Source organism: Aeromonas allosaccharophila (assembly GCF_000819685.1).
GTDB classification, from domain to species: Bacteria; Pseudomonadota; Gammaproteobacteria; order Enterobacterales; family Aeromonadaceae; genus Aeromonas; species Aeromonas allosaccharophila.
The window spans coordinates 96,696-112,128 of record NZ_CDBR01000025.1; the positions used below are offsets into that span (position 1 = coordinate 96,696).

Consider the following 15,433-nt stretch of genomic DNA (forward strand, 5'->3'; position numbering starts at 1 on the left):
CTCTATGGTTGTAACTCTGGATAGGCGAGCAGACGGGCCGTGGCGGCCGCCAGCCCCACCTCGGCAGGATGGCGTAAGTTATACCAGAGTCGGTTATCTGCTTCCATGAGCCGCAGCGGCTGCGCCTCATCAATGTCAATCAGCAGCGGCTGAATATCGAGATGGAAGTGGCTGAAGGTATGGCGAAAACCGGCCAGTTCACGATAACCGTGATGGCTCAGGCCGAGGGATGCCAGCAGACCATCCACCTCCGCCAGCGAGGCCACCTGCGGGAAGCAGTAGAGCCCGCCCCAGATCCCCTGCGGCGGCCGCTTCTCCAGCAATAACTCGTCACCATGGCGGATCAACAACATGACGCCATCACGGGCCGGAATGCTCTTCTTGGGCTTGCTGTTGGGATAAGCGGTAGGCTTGCCTTGCGACAGCCCCTGGCAATCGGCCCGCACCGGACAGCGATCACAGGCTGGCTTGCTGCGGGTGCAGATAGTGGCCCCGATATCCATCATTGCCTGATTGTATTGCGCCACTCCCAGCTTGGGAGTCAGCCGGATGGTGATCTCCCACAGTTCGTTCTCCACCTGTTTCTGGCCGGGCCAGCCCGGCAGCGCCAGCCAACGGGTGAGTACCCGCTTCACGTTGCCATCAAGGATGGCGTGGGGCTGACCAAGAGAGAGCGACAGCACGGCCCCGGCGGTTGAGCGACCAATCCCCGGCAGCGCCATCACCTCGTCAAAGCGCTCGGGAAAGAGGCCGTGGAGATGATCGCGGATCTGCTGGGCCGCCTTGTGCAGGTTGCGGGCCCGGGCGTAGTAGCCAAGCCCGGTCCAGTGGTGTAGCACCTCGTCGACAGGGGCATCGGCCAGCGCCACCACATCGGGGAAGCGCGCCATAAAACGCTGGTAGTAGGGGATCACGGTAGCGACTTGGGTCTGCTGCAGCATGATCTCCGAGACCCAGACCCGGTAAGGGGTCTTCTCCTGCTGCCAGGGCAGGGTTTTGCGGCCATGAAGCTCGTACCACTCCAGAACCCGGCTTGCGAAGGTTGATTGATTCACGTTGTTCTCATGTCGTTGATATATGGGGAACTCTGCGGTTCCTTCGGCTCATCTGGCCTGAGCGGGCATAAAGTCATCCCGCAGCACAGCGCCAGCTGTCTGGTGCGGCAGCGTAAGGCCTCGTCACGCCCAAGTCAAAGCCGCGCTGACTGGCACTGCGGGCAGGTGGTGGTCAGGCAGCAAAGCGGTAACAAAGACGATATACTCGGCCCCACGATTGATGACGGGAGAGACGGTTTGCAGACTTATCTGGTTGGGGGCGCAGTGCGGGATCGCCTGCTGGGATTGCCGCAGGGCGACAGGGATCATCTGGTGGTCGGTGCCACCGTGGAGCAGATGCTGGCGCTGGGTTTTACCCAGGTCGGTCGCGACTTTCCGGTATTTCTTCACCCCAAAACCCAGCAGGAGTATGCCCTCGCCCGTACCGAACGCAAACAGGGTCAGGGCTACACCGGCTTTGTCTGCCACGCCGCCCCCGATGTGACGCTGGAGCAGGATCTGCTGCGCCGGGATCTCACCATCAACGCCATCGCCGAGGATGATCAGGGCCAGCTCCACGATCCCTACGGTGGCATTGAGGATTTGGAAAAACGGCTGCTGCGCCACGTCTCCCCCGCCTTTGCCGAAGACCCGCTGCGCATCCTGCGGGTCGCCCGCTTCGCCGCGCGCTTCCATGCCCAGGGTTTTGCCATTGCGCCAGAGACCCTCACCCTGATGAGCGAGATGACGGCCGCCGGCGAGCTGGCCCACCTCACCCCGGAGCGGGTCTGGAAGGAGCTGGAAAAAGTGCTGCTGGGGCCGACCCCGCAGATCTTTATCGAGGTGCTGCGCCAGTGCGGCGCCCTCAAGGCGCTCTTCCCCGAAATTGATGCCCTGTTTGGCGTCCCCGCCCCGGCCAAGTGGCACCCGGAGATCGACACCGGCATCCACACCCTGATGGTGCTGGAGCAGGCGTGCCGGATCTCCCCCGAGCTGACGGTGCGCTTTGCCGCCCTCTGCCACGACCTCGGCAAGGGGATCACCCCCAAGGAGTTCTGGCCCAGCCATCACGGCCACGGTCAGAAGGGGCTGCCGCTTATTCGCGCCCTGTGCGAGCGGTTCAGGGTACCCAACGAGTGCCGGGATCTGGCGCTGCTGGTGAGCGATCTGCATACCCACATCCACATCGCCTTTGAGCTCAAGCCAGCCACCCTGCTCAAGGTGTTCGACAAGGCCGATGCCTGGCGCCGCCCCGAGCGCTTTGCCCAGTTGCTGGATGCCTGCCGCGCCGACTTCCACGGCCGTACCGGTTTCGAGGAGCGGGTCTACGCCGAGCCGGACTATGTGGCCGAAGCGCTGGCTGCCGCCCAGGCGGTGCCGGTGAAAGAGATAGTGGCGGCAGGTTACAAGGGAGAAGAGATCAAGGAGCAGCTGGCCAAAAAGCGGACCGACGCCATCAGTCGGGTCAAGGATGAGTGGACCTTTATCGAAGAGTAACCTCGGCCCCATAACAGACGGCCGCCCTGATGATGAGCTCCGCAAGGAGAGCATCGCTAGGGCGGCCGTTTTGCATCCAGATTTATATATGAGAGGCGCTAACCCCTGCTGGTGCCTTTATGCCGGACCAATTCGCTCCATCAGGCTCATATGGGATGAGCCATCGTGGCGCTTGAGGTTCTGGCGATACTCGAACTGGCGCTGGCTCTCCTGCTTGAGCCCCAGCATCAGCGAATAGCACATCGCCAGCATGATCACCGAGAAGGGCAGTGCCGCTATGATGCTGGCCGCCTGCAAGGCTGCCAGGCCGCCGGAGACCAGCAGGATGGCGGCAACCAGCCCCTGTCCCAGCCCCCAGATGGCGCGGTGCAGCACCGGCGGCTCCTGATCACCGATGGAGAGCAGGGTAGTGATGACCAGCGTGCCCGAATCACTGGAGGTGATGAAGTAGGTGCAGATGAGCAGGGTCAGCACGGCCTTGGCGATCCAGCCGAAGGTCTCCCAGTGCAGCAGCTCGACCGTCTTGTAGAGCGCCAGCGTCACATCCTGATTGACCGCAGCGACCACCCCACCACCACCAAACAGCTCCAGATTCATCGCCGTACCGCCAAACACGGTGAGCCAGAACATGCCGAGCAGCGAAGGCACCAACAGCACGCCGAGCACAAACTCGCGAATGGTGCGCCCTTTGGAGATACGGGCGATAAACATGCCGACAAACGGCGCCCAGGCAATCCACCAACCCCAGTAAAACGCCGTCCAGCTCGACTGCCAGGCAGAAGTGCCATTGGCCTCGGTGTTGGTCCAGAAGCTCAGTTTGACGATGTTCTGCAGGTAATCACCGATGTTCTGTACATAGGCGTTGAGGATATAGGTGGTCGGCCCCAGCACCAGAAAGAGAGCGAGTACGAACACGCTCAGCCAGATATTGAGCTCGGAGAGGATCTTCACCCCGCGCCCGACCCCGGAGACTGCCGACAGGGTGGCGATCAGGCTGATGCCACCAATCAGCCAGAGCTGGTTGGACTGCGACACTGCCATGCCGAACATCTGGTTGAGGCCGGTATTCATCTGGGAGACCCCCAGCCCGAGGGAGGTTGCCACCCCGAACACGGTGCCAAACACTGCCAGCACATCGGCCGCATGGCCCCAGAAGCCGTAGATCCGCTCGCCAAGAATCGGGTAAAGCACAGAACGAATAGCCAGCGGCAACTTGCGGCGATAACTGAAGAAGGCCAGCGACAGGCCGACGATCACATAGATAGCCCAGGGGTGCAGACCCCAGTGGAAAAAGGTGAGACGCATGGCGATCTGGGCCGCTTCCGGGGTCATCCCTTCGGTAATGAATGGATTGCCCTGCAGATGGTTCATCGGCTCGGCGATGCTCCAGAACACCAGACCGATACCCATGCCCGCACTAAAGAGCATGGAGAACCAGGCGAAGTAGCCGAACTCCGGTACCTGGTCGTCGTCACCCAGTCGGATGCTGCCAAAACGGCTGAACATCAGGTAGACAGCGAAGAACAGGAACAGGGCGACTACCAGAATGTAGTACCACTTGAACCCGGCAATGATCTGATCCTTGGCACCGACAAACCAGGCGGCCGCGGTATCGGGAACAAATACGCCAAACAGCAAAAACAGGGTGATCACGGTGAGGGCCGTCATGGCCATGGTCGGGTTGAGGCCTTTCAATAGCCCTTTGCTTGCTCGCATCCAGCCTCCTTAGTCGTTGTTGAAAAAGTCTTCGCCCACATGCTCACCGGCACCGCCGATGGCGCGATAGACCAGTTTGCCGGCTGCCTGTTCGCGGTGATCCACCAACGAAACCGAGGGCTGGCCATTCACGGCGTGACGCTTGCCAAGGAAGATGGCCATGGGGACACCCAGATTGGAGACACCGCTGGTGATCCAGAGCCGGTTGAAATCGTAAGAGCCGCCGATGAACTCCAGCTGGGCCAGGCCGGTATCGAGGCCGGTCAGATAGAAGTTCATGGCACTTTCATCAGGAAAGAGGTGAACCAGCACATAGGCGTAGCGCAATTCATTCACCAACTCCTTTAGGTTGAAAGTACCTGTCTCACTGCACGAGAGGGGTAATTCACCATCATAGTGGTGCACCTTGAGGGTATTGGGGTCCTCTTCGTAGGCAGGCTGATAACGCACAAACGCCGAGGTATCAGGCAGTTCGTAGCGCACTCTGACCACGCGTAACTCGGCTACCAGAGACTTGATATCCAGCTCGTTGTTCATCATTTCGCTCCTCAAATGTCAGGGTGAATTCCGTGAAATGCCCGACAACCTAACACAAAATTAATTAGAGCAGAAATGATTACAGCAAAAACCATATTGACCTTGTGACGAATTAGGCGGAAAATTTTGCGCCTCTCCATAGCCCTCCAATGACGCACACCCCATGGAAAAACATGATGAAGTGCTGGTCGCTCTGCGCCAGATTATTCGTGCCATCGACATGCACTCTAGGCGCCTGATCAAAGAAGCCGGGCTCACCTCCCCGCAACTCTTGCTGCTCAAAGGGATCGACGAGCTGGGACAGATCTCCATGCGCCAGCTGGCCGATCACACCAACATGAGCCAGGCCACCGCCACCACCATCATGGACCGATTGGAGAGCCGCCAACTGGTGCAGCGCGTTCGCAGCAATACCGACAAGCGCAAGGTTCACGCGACACTGACTGACGCAGGCCGCGCCCTGCTGGCCCAGGCCCCCACCCCGCTGCAAGAGCGCTTCATCCAGCGTTTTCAGGCACTGGAAACGTGGGAGCAGACCCTGCTGCTCTCCTCCCTGCAGCGCATCTCCTCCATGATGAATGCCGACGAAATCGACGCCGCCCCGGTGCTGAGTGTCAGACCCCTCACCGAAGAGCAGGCATAAGCTGCTGAACAATTTCAGGCATAAAAAAAGCTCCCGAACGGGAGCTTTTGTCTATCAGGAGCTGGAGAGAATTACTCTTCCAGGCTGATCCCGATATTGGAGACGCCATCCTGAGAGGCGAATGCTCTGATGGCCAGGATACGATCGCTGTCGCGTTCATGGGCAACCCGCTTGAGCAGTTCGACCTGGAACTCCAGCTCGGCTTCCATGTACTCGTGCTCGTAGAGCTCCTCTTCGGTCAGATCCCGCTCTTCCAGCAGCTCGATAAAACCGGCCACAGTACCGACTGATGCATGGCTGGCATCGTTGGCCTCTTCGCCAACCCGGCAGATCACCGAGTTGTAGGCGCAGCCCAGCGCAACGCAGGCATCCAGCGCGGGATAGGCGCCGTAGGATTCGAACTTGCGGGGATCCGGAATGTGAGACTCGAACTCTTCGAGAATGGCCCCCAGATTGACCCGGGATCCCTTGACGGTGAGGTAGACCCACAGCTGATCCAGCGCATGCCGGAAGGCGCTTGCATTGCCAAAGCCGGAGGCCTGACAGAACAGGGCATAGTTGGGGTACATGCGCTCTGCCAGCGCCAGGGTGTAGACGGTCTGTTGCCAAGGCTGTAGCTCGGCCAGTCGCTTATAAAACTTGTCACCAAACACTGGAGTCGGATCCTTTGCAAAATGTGGGGCAGATTGTAGCCCACGAGGCGCGCGGCGAAAACGAAAAAGCGCCCTGGTCGGCTATGTTGCGAGATGAAGTCAGGTAAGATGGGACGAGAGCGGCATCTTGTTGCGCCGCAAATTCTGATAAGGAACAAGAGTATGAGCCAACGTACCCTTCTTTTGCTCAGCCAGGATAATGCTCACTACGAACGGCTGCTCAAGGCCGCCAACCTCCCCCATCTGCGCATTCTGCGGGCCGATAATCCGGCCGATGCCGAAAAACTGATTGGCGAAGCCCATATTCTGATGGCCGAACCGGCCCGTGCCAAACCGCTGCTGCCCAAAGCCAACAAGCTGAGCTGGTTCCAGTCCACCTATGCGGGAGTCGATGTGCTGCTCGACCCTGACAGTCGCCGCGACTTTCAGCTCACCAATGTGCGCGGTATCTTCGGCCCGCTGATGAGCGAGTATGTCTTTGGTCATCTGCTCAGCCTGATGCGCCAAATTCCTCTTTATCGGGAGCAGCAGAAGCAGCGGCTGTGGCAAAGCCACCCCTACCAGGGCCTCAAGGGGCGCACCATGCTGATCCTGGGTACCGGCAGCATTGGCCAGCATATCGCCCAGACCGGCAAACATTTTGGCATGAAGGTGCTGGGCATCAGCCGCAGCGGTCGGGAGCGGGCCGGTTTTGATCAGGTTTATCAGTTGCCTGCGCTCAACAAGATGCTGGCACAGGCCGATGTCATCGTCAGCGTGCTGCCAGCCACCCGAGATACCCGTCATCTGTTCAATGCCGCCCGCTTCGAACACTGCAAACCGGGCGCCATCCTGCTCAACGTTGGCCGCGGCAGCGCCGTGCACTCGGGCGATCTGCTCACCGCGCTGCGTACCGGCAAGCTGGCGATGGCGGTGCTGGATGTGTTCGAGCAGGAGCCGCTGCCCGCCGACAGTCCGCTGTGGGGACAACCCAACCTCATCGTCACCCCTCACAACAGCGCCTACAGCTTCCCAGAGGATGTGGCCCAGATCTTTGTGCGCAACTACATCCGCTTTATCGACGGCCAGCCACTGGATGGCAAGATTGACTTCGACAAGGGGTACTGACCCTCACCGCGCCTGCAAAAAGGCCCCGCCAATCTGGCGGGGCCTTTTCATTTCAGGCAGTGATGACAGGTATCAACCCGCGGCCAGCTCCTTGCGGTAGCTCTTCACCTTGGCGAGGAACTGACGACGCTCCTTGCCGCTCAGGGGTTCAGCCATCGGCAGCTTGGCGGTCATGGCATTGACCGGGCGGTTGTTGATCCGCAGCTCATAGTGCAGGTGGGCACCGGTCGATCGGCCGGTGTTGCCGGAGAGGCCGATCTTGTCGCCCATCTTCACCCGTTGGCCCGGCTTGACCAGCAGCTTGCTCAGGTGCAGATAGCGGGTCGCCAGGGTGCGGCCATGTTTGATAACCACATAGGTGCCCGCCAGCGGGTGGCTGGTCGCCTTCTGGACCACACCATCACCGGTCGCCAGCACAGGCGTGCCCACCGGTACCGCGAAGTCGGTCCCTTCGTGGGGACGGATCGCACCGGTCACCGGATGCTTGCGCGCGGGGTTGAAATTGGAGCTGATCCGGTAGCGGCTGTGAGTCGGGTAGCGGCGGAATCCGCGCTCCAGACTGTTGCCCTGACCGTCGTAATAGTTGCCATCTTCGGCCAGCCAGGCTGACACATTCTTGCCCTGGCTAATCACTTCCACGCCGAGCAGCTGGCTGTTGCCGGTGCTCTTGCCTTCCACCGTCTCCTGGCGGACCAGCACCTTGAACTTGTCGCCCTTCTGCAAGTCCTTGGCGAAATTCATCCGCCACTGGAACAGGTTGGCAATCTTCTGGATATGGTTGGCCGGAATCCCCGCATTACGGGCACTGACATAGAAGCTGCCGTTGATCACCCCGTTGTAACGCTGCGGTTGCCACTCGACCTTCTCATTGATCATGGAGGCGGTATAGGCATCATCGCTACGCGCCATCACCAGCGTCTGCTTGATGTTCAGGCGGATCTTGAGTTGCTGCAGGATATTGTCCTGATCGATCAGCAGCTCGATATTCTGGCCCGGCTTGAGGCGCGCCAGATAGTTCTTGTTGTCCGCGTCCAGCACCTTGTAGAGGGTGGTGGTGGAGAGACCGAGATTGTTAAAAATGGCGGTCAGGTTTTCGCCGTTGCGAACCCGGTAATCCTGCCACTGGGGGGTGGTGTCGACCGGGATGTCGTCATCCGGCGCACTCTGATCAACCAGTTCGTGATCGGGGATTTCGTTAAAGTCGGTGTTGTTTTCGTTGGTTGCCGTACCGGCGGTATCAATGGGCAACTCAAGACGCAGCGGCCGCTCGAGGATGTCACCCGGAGCTGGCAATAATGCCACTGCTGACAGGGTCATGGCCGTCAGCATCAGCATGGCATAAAAGTGTTTGCGGGGAACCGGTGGTTCCCAATTGGCAGCCTGTACTACCAAGGGACGGAGACGTTTCATCCGCTATCCTGTATTTAGATCTAAAGAGTGTGAGTTGCGATGTCAGTTGTGACAAAACCGTATAAAACTGTTTGTTGGACAAAAAAAGTTACAAATAGTTCATCGCAATCTGCATGAACCTCACATTTTATGCATAACCCGCCCGGATGGGCAGAAATGATCGTCTTTTTTAACCATTTTTTCCTATTTTTAAGAACCGGGTCGGATTCGATTCTGAATAGAAACCCAAAATGTTGCGATAACTTTTCCATGGAGTGGATATGTCGTTAGCAAAACTGTTAATCAGAATAATTGTCGTCCTGTTCCTGATAGGTGCAGCGCTGCTGTTCGCACTGGAAGTCACGACAGTCCGCCAGTCCATCCTCGACCAGATGTCAGCCAATCTGGAAACCGCCATCACGGCCCTTGGACTGGTTTTGCAAGGAACCTTGTTAAATGACGACAAGGTGCTGGCAGAGACCATCGTTAATGCCATGTTTGATGGCGGCTTCGTCAGCTCGGTCACCCTGATCGATCCCGATGGCCAGTTGCTGTTTCAGAAGGTCTTCCACTCGACCCAGCAGAATGTTCCCGGCTGGCTTCCCTCGGTTATCGGCATGCCGCCCGTCAAGATTGAGCAAGAGTTGACCGATGGCTGGCGCATGCTGGGCACCCTGACACTGGAGGGGCATAGCGGTTACGCCTACCAGCATCTGTGGAATGCCATCAGCCGCACCGGTCTGGCGCTACTGGCGGGGCTGGTGGTGTTTACCCTGGTGATCTCCCTGGTCTGCAAACGCCTGCTGCACCCTCTGGAGCAGATCAACCTGCAGCTGATCCGGGTCCGCAAACACCAGTTCAACAGCACCCTGCCCACACCCTGGTTGCAGGATCTCAAAGAGGTGGCGATCTCCATCAACCAACTGGTCTCCGAACGCAAACGGGATCTGTTGCAACAACGGCTCAAGATCACCCAGCTGGGCAAACAGCTGCCACTGACCCACCCGCAGCCGCTGCAAGGGCTAAGCCCGTTGCCGGAAGGCGGGCAACTGCAAAAATTTGTCTCAACTCAAGGGGATATCGCGCTCTACCAGCGCTTCTTGCCCAACCAGCCCCTCGGAGCAGACAGCGATCTCGCGACCATCCAGACCGCTCTGCAACAGTGGCAGCACTCCCATATTGAGGGGATCTTGCTGCCCCTCTCCCTGCTCAATCATCCACAATGGTCAGAAATCGCCCCCCTGCTGAGCCAGGGACGCGGCAAGACACTGGATTGGCGCTGGGATGTGGCCACGTTCCCCGCCCACGGCCAAGCCACATTGGCCGCGCTACAGGAACAGGGGTGTGAGCTCGCCTTCAGCGCCATTCCCCTCAATGCAGATACCTTCAATCAACTTGACCCGCTCAACCCCATCTTTATCAGCTGCCAGCTGACCGATGCGCCGCTCTACTGGAATTTGCTCTCCCAGACCATGCATGCCGCCGGTTATACCCTGCTGGCGGAATCGGGAGAGTGCCGCGACATCGACAAACTGCGGACCTGGGGTATCGATGGTTATGCCAGGGAGGCGCAATCATGAAAAAGCTCGCCATACTGTTGCCCCTGCTGTGGCAACCCGGCCTGATGGCTGAAACCGTGACGATCGCCACCGGTGGTGAGCAGGGGATTTACCACCAGATAACCAAAGAGTTTTGCCGGCTGGCCCATGAGGTCGATAAACAACTTGAGTGCAAGCTACAAGCCACATCGGGTTCAATAGAAAACCTGCAGCGACTGAAGAGCGGCCAGACCTCTTACGCCATGGTGCAATCGGACTGGCTGTATCAGGCCAGCAAGGGCTTTGGCCCTTTTGCCACGCAGCCGCAACCTGAGCTGCGTGCCCTGTTTGCCACCCATGCCGAGCCCTTCACCATAGTGATCCGTGCCGATGGCGATATCACCTCACTGGAACAGCTCAAGCTCGCCCCCATCGACATGGGGCTGAAGAGCTCGGGAACCCGCCAGACGGCGCTGGCCCTGTTCAACATCTTGGGAGCGAAAGAGCAGGACCTCGACCTGAAGAGCATGGCCAACCTGCCGGATGCGCTCTGCAGCAAGCAGATAGACGCATTTGCACTGGTGATGGGGCACCCGAACCGGATCGTGCTGGATACTGCCAAGCGCTGCCCCGTCAGCTTTCTTGCCATAGAGGGAGCCACCCGGGATCAGTTGCTCAAGGGGGTCAGTTACTACCAGCGCAGTCAGGTGCCAGCCCGCATCTACCCTGGCAATCTGAAGGCGACGCCAACCTTTGCCATCGCCGCCACCCTGGTCACCAATGCCGCCATGCCGGAAGCGTCTGTCTATCGCCTGACCAAGGCCATGCTGACCCAGCAGACCAAGTTCAATGGACAGACTTATGGCTATGCCAATATGTTTCACCGGGCGCGCAATAAAACCGGCCCGGTGCTGAGCATTGAACAGCATCCGGGCGCGGCAAAATATTTCGAGGAGTTGAAAGCGGCGGGCAAGCTATAGCTGACGACGGGGAGAGCGCAGTTGCTCGCTGGAGAAACGGGTCTTCATCGATGTCCACTGCGCTAACCGATCGGCACTCCCCGCCAGCGTCCCTTCCCGGCGTGACTTCATGATCCAGATGCTTTTGGCATCGAAGCTGTAAACGGGGATGAGATCGGTACGCTTGCTACCGGGCAGGATCCGGCTGTTGATGTTGTCGAGCACCAGCGGGTCAGATTTGGGAGTCGGGAAGTAGAGCGTCACCATGTGGAACTGGTTGTATTTGACTGCCTTGACATAAGCCAGCCGCAGCCTCTTCTCATCCACCCCCAGCTCCATCAGGGTGTAGTACTTGGCGATGCTGTAATCCTCGCAATCCCCCCCGCGGGCACCGATGAACTCCAGCGGATTGGCCCAATAATCCTCATCCCCCCACAACCTGGGGTCCTCGCTGTAGGTCAGATTGTTGAAGTAGTTGTTCACCAGCTCGATCTTCTGCTGGTCGGTCGTGCCCGCTCTGGGGGCCAGCAGGCGAGAAAAAGCCTCGGCCCGCTGAATGGCGCGGCCACCATACACTTCCTGCAGCTTGGCCCGCAGCTCCGGACTGGCAATGTACTCGGAAAGACGCGATGCCTGCACACTGGCGCAACATAGCGCCAGGGTGCAGGCCGGGATCAACAACCATTTCATACCGGACACTCCATGTCAGATGCTGGAGGTCAGTATAGTCCGTCCGGATGAGAGGCTCAGCCGGTGATCAGCGACACTGGGCGAATGCGTCAGCCAATTGCTGCATGAATTGGGGATAACCATCCGGGCCGAGCGGCACCTGTTCACCCACCTCATCCAGCAACAGCACCTTGGCACCGGTATTGCGCGCCACCGATTCGATCACTGCCGGTGAGAATTGCGGCTCGGCATAAATGCAGCTCGCCTGCTTCTCTTCCAGTGCCTTGCGAATATCCACCAGGGTCTTGGCACCCGGGCGACGCTCCGGACTCACGGTGAAGTGACCTTTTGAACTCATGCCGTAGTGGCGCTCCCAATAGCCGTACGCCTCGTGGAAGACAAAGTACCCCTTCTGATTCACCGCCTTCATCTGGCCGGCAATCACCTTGTCCTTGGCATCCACCTTGGCATCAAATGCCGCGAGGTTGGCGTCATAGCGATCCTGATTGGCCGGATCCAGCTTGCCCAATTCGCTTGCGATCGCCTTGGCAATCACCTTGGCCTGCGTCGGGCCAAGCCAGATATGGGGATCGACCCCTTCGTGATGATGTCCCTCATGCCCTTCATCATGATCATGGTCACCGTGCTCGTGGGCTGCGTGGTCATGATCGTGCCCATCATGATCATGGGAGTCATGGCTATCCTGAGTCGCGTAGTTGAACAGCGGCATCCCCTCAACCTGAGTCAGGGCCAGAGCATGGGGATGGTTGGCCAGCGGCTTGGCCATAAAGCCTTCCAGCTCGGGGCCGACCCACACCACCAGACCAGCGCTGTTGATGCTGCGAATATCGGAGGGACGCAGGGAAAAATCGTGGGGAGAGGCGCCGGTCGGCAGCAATACCCTGGGCTCGCTCACCCCGTCAGTGATCGCCGCGGCGATGAAGCCAAGGGGCTTGATGGTGGTCAGTACCTCAATGGCACGAACAGGCAAACTCACCGCCAGCAAGGCAGTGAAAAGCGCAATAATTCTCATTGATGAATCTCGTCAGGGGGTGAGTATGTGATAATATAACAGCCGCTTTTTGTTATATTATAACTCTCACTGGCTGTAAACCCCGGAGTTGTCATGAGCCAACTGGTAGAGCTGAAAGAGGTCTCTCTCTCGTTTGATGGACGCTCTGTGCTCGACAAGGTCTCCTTTACCCTCAATAAAGGCAAAATCACCACCCTGGTCGGCCCCAACGGGGCGGGCAAGAGCACTCTGAGCAAGCTGGTGCTGGGTCTGCTCACGCCGGATTCGGGCAAGATCACCCGCAGTCGCGACCTGAGAGTCGGCTATGTGCCCCAGCGCCTCTATCTGGATCCCACCCTGCCGCTGACGGTGCGCCGTTTCTTGCAACTGGGCAAAAACAGCCGCCTCTCCATCGAGGAAGCGCTGGCCCGGGTTGGCGCAGAAGGATTGCTGGAAAACCGGATGCAAAAACTCTCCGGCGGTGAGATGCAGCGGGTGCTGCTGGCACGCGCCCTGCTGGTCAAGCCCGAGCTGCTGGTGCTGGACGAGCCGGTACAAGGGGTCGATATCACCGGCCAGATCGAGCTCTATGCCCTGATCGGCCAGCTCGCCGCCGAGTTCAATTGCGCCGTGCTGATGGTCTCCCACGACCTGCATCTGGTGATGGCCAGCACCCACGAGGTGATCTGCCTCAATCGCCACGTCTGCTGTCATGGCGAGCCGGAAAGCGTGGCGCGCCACCCCGAATTTGCCCGTCTGTTCGGGCGACCGGAGCAGGAGGTGCTGGCGGTCTATACCCACCATCACCACTGCGACGGCGAACACCATCATCATGAACCGCAGGCTCCCGTCATCCGCCTGCCCTCTCGCAACAACGCTCACAGTAAATAGCGCAAGCAACAGGACATTCAAGTGGACAGCTTTCTGTTATACGCCCTCGCGGCCGGTCTCGGCATCGCCCTGCTGGCCGGCCCCCTCGGCAGCTTCGTGGTATGGCGCAAGATGGCCTATTTTGGCGACACCCTCTCCCACGCCTGTCTGTTCGGCATCGCGCTGGGCATCCTGCTGCAGGTCGATCTCACCCTGGCGGTGGTGGTCTGCTGCCTCGCCATGGCGATGCTGCTGGTGATCATGAGTCGCAACCAGCAGGTCGCGACCGATACCCTGCTCGGCATTCTAGCCCACAGCGCCCTGTCCCTCGGTCTGGTTACCTTGAGTTTTATGGATAACGTGCGGGTGGATCTGATGGCCTACCTGTTTGGCGACCTGCTCTCGGTACAACCGATGGATCTGCTCTGGATCTACGGCGGTGGCGCGCTGGTGCTGCTCACCCTGTGGCGATTGTGGGATCCCCTGCTCTCCATGACCATCTCGGAAGAGCTGGCGCGGGTAGAGGGGATCCGGGTCGATGTGCTGCGCTGCGTGCTGATGCTGCTGATCGGGCTGGTGATCGCCGTGGCGATGAAGTTTGTCGGCGCGCTGATCATCACCTCCCTGCTGATCATCCCCGCCGCCACTGCCCGCCGCTTCAGCCAGACGCCGGAGCAGATGGCCGGCTTTGCCGCGCTAATCGGCTGCCTCGCCGTGCTGGGTGGCTTGACCCTCTCCTGGTATCAGGACACTCCGGCAGGCCCCTCGGTCGTCGTCTGCGCCACCAGCCTGTTTGTGCTGAGCCAGTTCAAGAGAGCGTAACGGCGCAGGCTAGAGCGGCATGCTCTGGCGTGTCTCCATCATCAGCCACTGGCGCAACCGGCTGATGGCGGGCTCATGGGCCCGCGAGCGCTTGCAGGTAAAGTAGAAGGCATCCCCCGTCTCCAGCTGGTGTACCGGCAAGGCCACCAGTTGGGGATCATCGGGCCGCAGCATGTAGTCATTCACGAACGCCACCCCCTGATCCCAGGCCGCCGCCTCCATCGCCAGCAGCACATGGCTGAAGTGGTGCATCCGCGCCTCATCCGGAATAACCAGCCCGCCCGCCTTGGCCCAGCGCTGCCAATCCTCGCCCCGCGCCTTGTAGATGGACTGCACCGACAGCAGCGGCAGCTGCCAGATGGCCTCGGGCCACTCCCCGCTGACCTGCTGCAACAGGCGGCGACTACAGACCGGAAAGAGCCGCTCCTGATAGATCAAATCGTGGCAATAGCCCCGCCCGTGGGGCGACACAGTGATAAAGCAGTCCGCCACCCGATCAGAGAGCTCGGGGTCTTCCGCCACCATCTCCAGACTCAAATCCAGTTCCGGGTAAAGCTGGCGCAACCCAGCCAGACGGGGGATCAGCCACTTCACCGCAAACGAGCTGTAGACCGCGAGCCGGACTCGCATCTCGCCGCCCCCGCGCAGTTGCTCGCTGCTCTGGGCAATCTGGCTGAGCCCGGCGGCAATCCCCTCAAAGTAGCTCTCCCCCTGCGGCGTCAGGGAGAGCAGCCGCCCCTGACGCAGCAACAAGCGCTCACCCAGAAAATCCTCCAGCAGGCGGATCTGGTGGCTGACCGCGCTCTGGCTGACGTTCAATTCAAGGGCGGCGCGGGAGAAGCTGAGCAGCCGGGCGACCACTTCAAAATATTGCACGGCACGAAGGGGTGGCAGCTTCATTATCTAAATATCTCATGAGTGGTCATTTTTTATCATTTTACTGGATAACGGCCCTCGCGCTACCCTCCCCTCATCTGAAGTGGGAGG

The 15,433-nt window shown here is 59.5% G+C and carries 15 protein-coding genes; 7 read left to right on the forward strand and 8 right to left on the reverse strand.

Going from position 1 to position 15,433, the window contains the following annotated elements; genetic code table 11:
* Positions 1-2 precede the first annotated feature (2 nt).
* Positions 3-1,055, reverse strand: a complete 1,053-nt coding sequence (gene mutY, locus BN1115_RS05730; RefSeq protein WP_042656420.1) for an A/G-specific adenine glycosylase — start codon at positions 1,053-1,055, stop codon at positions 3-5.
* A gap of 237 nt (positions 1,056-1,292) precedes the next feature.
* Here mutY and BN1115_RS05735 point away from each other — a divergent pair, with 237 nt between their 5' ends.
* A complete protein-coding gene (locus BN1115_RS05735; protein ID WP_042656421.1) occupies positions 1,293-2,531 on the forward strand; it encodes a multifunctional CCA addition/repair protein in 1,239 nt (412 codons plus the stop codon).
* 117 nt (positions 2,532-2,648) lie between these two features.
* Here the strand turns inward: BN1115_RS05735 and BN1115_RS05740 are convergent, their stop codons facing one another.
* Entirely contained in the window at positions 2,649-4,247 is a 1,599-nt protein-coding gene (locus BN1115_RS05740; protein ID WP_042062941.1) for a BCCT family transporter, read from the reverse strand.
* Between the two features lie 9 nt (positions 4,248-4,256).
* Entirely contained in the window at positions 4,257-4,784 is a 528-nt protein-coding gene (locus BN1115_RS05745) for a hypothetical protein (RefSeq protein ID WP_042656422.1), read from the reverse strand.
* Between the two features lie 163 nt (positions 4,785-4,947).
* Between BN1115_RS05745 and BN1115_RS05750 the strand changes: the two genes are divergently transcribed.
* Positions 4,948-5,427, forward strand: coding sequence for a MarR family winged helix-turn-helix transcriptional regulator (locus BN1115_RS05750; protein ID WP_042656423.1), 480 nt, complete (start codon positions 4,948-4,950; stop codon positions 5,425-5,427).
* 71 nt (positions 5,428-5,498) lie between these two features.
* Here the strand turns inward: BN1115_RS05750 and BN1115_RS05755 are convergent, their stop codons facing one another.
* Positions 5,499-6,080, reverse strand: a complete 582-nt coding sequence (locus BN1115_RS05755; protein ID WP_042656424.1) for a YjaG family protein — start codon at positions 6,078-6,080, stop codon at positions 5,499-5,501.
* A gap of 162 nt (positions 6,081-6,242) precedes the next feature.
* Here BN1115_RS05755 and BN1115_RS05760 point away from each other — a divergent pair, with 162 nt between their 5' ends.
* On the forward strand, positions 6,243-7,187 hold the full coding sequence (locus BN1115_RS05760) for a D-2-hydroxyacid dehydrogenase (protein WP_042656425.1): 945 nt from the start codon (positions 6,243-6,245) through the stop codon (positions 7,185-7,187).
* Between the two features lie 72 nt (positions 7,188-7,259).
* Here BN1115_RS05760 and mepM read toward each other — a convergent pair whose 3' ends face one another.
* On the reverse strand, positions 7,260-8,597 hold the full coding sequence (gene mepM, locus BN1115_RS05765; RefSeq protein ID WP_042656426.1) for a murein DD-endopeptidase MepM: 1,338 nt from the start codon (positions 8,595-8,597) through the stop codon (positions 7,260-7,262).
* 260 nt (positions 8,598-8,857) lie between these two features.
* Here mepM and BN1115_RS05770 point away from each other — a divergent pair, with 260 nt between their 5' ends.
* The gene (locus tag BN1115_RS05770) at positions 8,858-10,156 is read left to right on the forward strand and encodes a LapD/MoxY N-terminal periplasmic domain-containing protein (RefSeq protein ID WP_042656427.1); all 1,299 of its coding nucleotides are present in this window, start codon (positions 8,858-8,860) and stop codon (positions 10,154-10,156) included.
* The gene (locus BN1115_RS05775) at positions 10,153-11,094 is read left to right on the forward strand and encodes a TAXI family TRAP transporter solute-binding subunit (protein WP_042656428.1); all 942 of its coding nucleotides are present in this window, start codon (positions 10,153-10,155) and stop codon (positions 11,092-11,094) included. Before BN1115_RS05770 ends, BN1115_RS05775 begins: the two co-directional genes overlap by 4 nt.
* Here BN1115_RS05775 and BN1115_RS05780 read toward each other — a convergent pair.
* Together BN1115_RS05780 and znuA are read right to left on the reverse strand one after the other, a co-directional pair.
* Positions 11,089-11,763 (reverse strand): transglutaminase-like cysteine peptidase, encoded by a 675-nt coding sequence (locus tag BN1115_RS05780; protein ID WP_042062932.1) that lies wholly within the window; start codon positions 11,761-11,763, stop codon positions 11,089-11,091. The two genes, BN1115_RS05775 and BN1115_RS05780, sit on opposite strands and share 6 nt — an antisense overlap.
* Positions 11,764-11,830: 67 nt before the next feature.
* Entirely contained in the window at positions 11,831-12,775 is a 945-nt protein-coding gene (gene znuA / locus BN1115_RS05785; protein ID WP_042656429.1) for a zinc ABC transporter substrate-binding protein ZnuA, read from the reverse strand.
* Between the two features lie 93 nt (positions 12,776-12,868).
* On the opposite strand from znuA, the gene znuC reads away from it, so the two are divergent.
* Positions 12,869-13,645 carry a zinc ABC transporter ATP-binding protein ZnuC gene (znuC, locus tag BN1115_RS05790; protein WP_005354861.1) on the forward strand — a complete coding sequence of 259 codons (777 nt, stop codon included), beginning with the start codon at positions 12,869-12,871 and terminating at the stop codon, positions 13,643-13,645.
* 21 nt (positions 13,646-13,666) lie between these two features.
* Positions 13,667-14,446, forward strand: coding sequence for a zinc ABC transporter permease subunit ZnuB (gene znuB / locus BN1115_RS05795; RefSeq protein WP_005354863.1), 780 nt, complete (start codon positions 13,667-13,669; stop codon positions 14,444-14,446).
* A gap of 9 nt (positions 14,447-14,455) precedes the next feature.
* Here the strand turns inward: znuB and BN1115_RS05800 are convergent, their stop codons facing one another.
* Entirely contained in the window at positions 14,456-15,346 is an 891-nt protein-coding gene (locus tag BN1115_RS05800; RefSeq protein ID WP_042656430.1) for a LysR substrate-binding domain-containing protein, read from the reverse strand.
* Between the last annotated feature and the right edge of the window lie 87 nt (positions 15,347-15,433).

Excerpts from the sequence above, each read along its gene's own strand:
- BN1115_RS05775 (WP_042656428.1), top strand. The coding sequence starts at position 10,153 with ATGAAAAAGCTCGCCATACTGTTGCCCCTGCTGTGGCAACCCGGCCTG.
- BN1115_RS05745 (WP_042656422.1), bottom strand. The coding sequence starts at position 4,784 with ATGAACAACGAGCTGGATATCAAGTCTCTGGTAGCCGAGTTACGCGTG.
- BN1115_RS05780 (WP_042062932.1), bottom strand. The coding sequence starts at position 11,763 with ATGAAATGGTTGTTGATCCCGGCCTGCACCCTGGCGCTATGTTGCGCC.
- mepM (WP_042656426.1), bottom strand. The coding sequence starts at position 8,597 with ATGAAACGTCTCCGTCCCTTGGTAGTACAGGCTGCCAATTGGGAACCA.
- znuC (WP_005354861.1), top strand. The coding sequence starts at position 12,869 with ATGAGCCAACTGGTAGAGCTGAAAGAGGTCTCTCTCTCGTTTGATGGA.
- BN1115_RS05740 (WP_042062941.1), bottom strand. The coding sequence starts at position 4,247 with ATGCGAGCAAGCAAAGGGCTATTGAAAGGCCTCAACCCGACCATGGCC.
- znuA (WP_042656429.1), bottom strand. The coding sequence starts at position 12,775 with ATGAGAATTATTGCGCTTTTCACTGCCTTGCTGGCGGTGAGTTTGCCT.
- BN1115_RS05750 (WP_042656423.1), top strand. The coding sequence starts at position 4,948 with ATGGAAAAACATGATGAAGTGCTGGTCGCTCTGCGCCAGATTATTCGT.
- BN1115_RS05800 (WP_042656430.1), bottom strand. The coding sequence starts at position 15,346 with ATGAAGCTGCCACCCCTTCGTGCCGTGCAATATTTTGAAGTGGTCGCC.
- BN1115_RS05770 (WP_042656427.1), top strand. The coding sequence starts at position 8,858 with ATGTCGTTAGCAAAACTGTTAATCAGAATAATTGTCGTCCTGTTCCTG.
- BN1115_RS05760 (WP_042656425.1), top strand. The coding sequence starts at position 6,243 with ATGAGCCAACGTACCCTTCTTTTGCTCAGCCAGGATAATGCTCACTAC.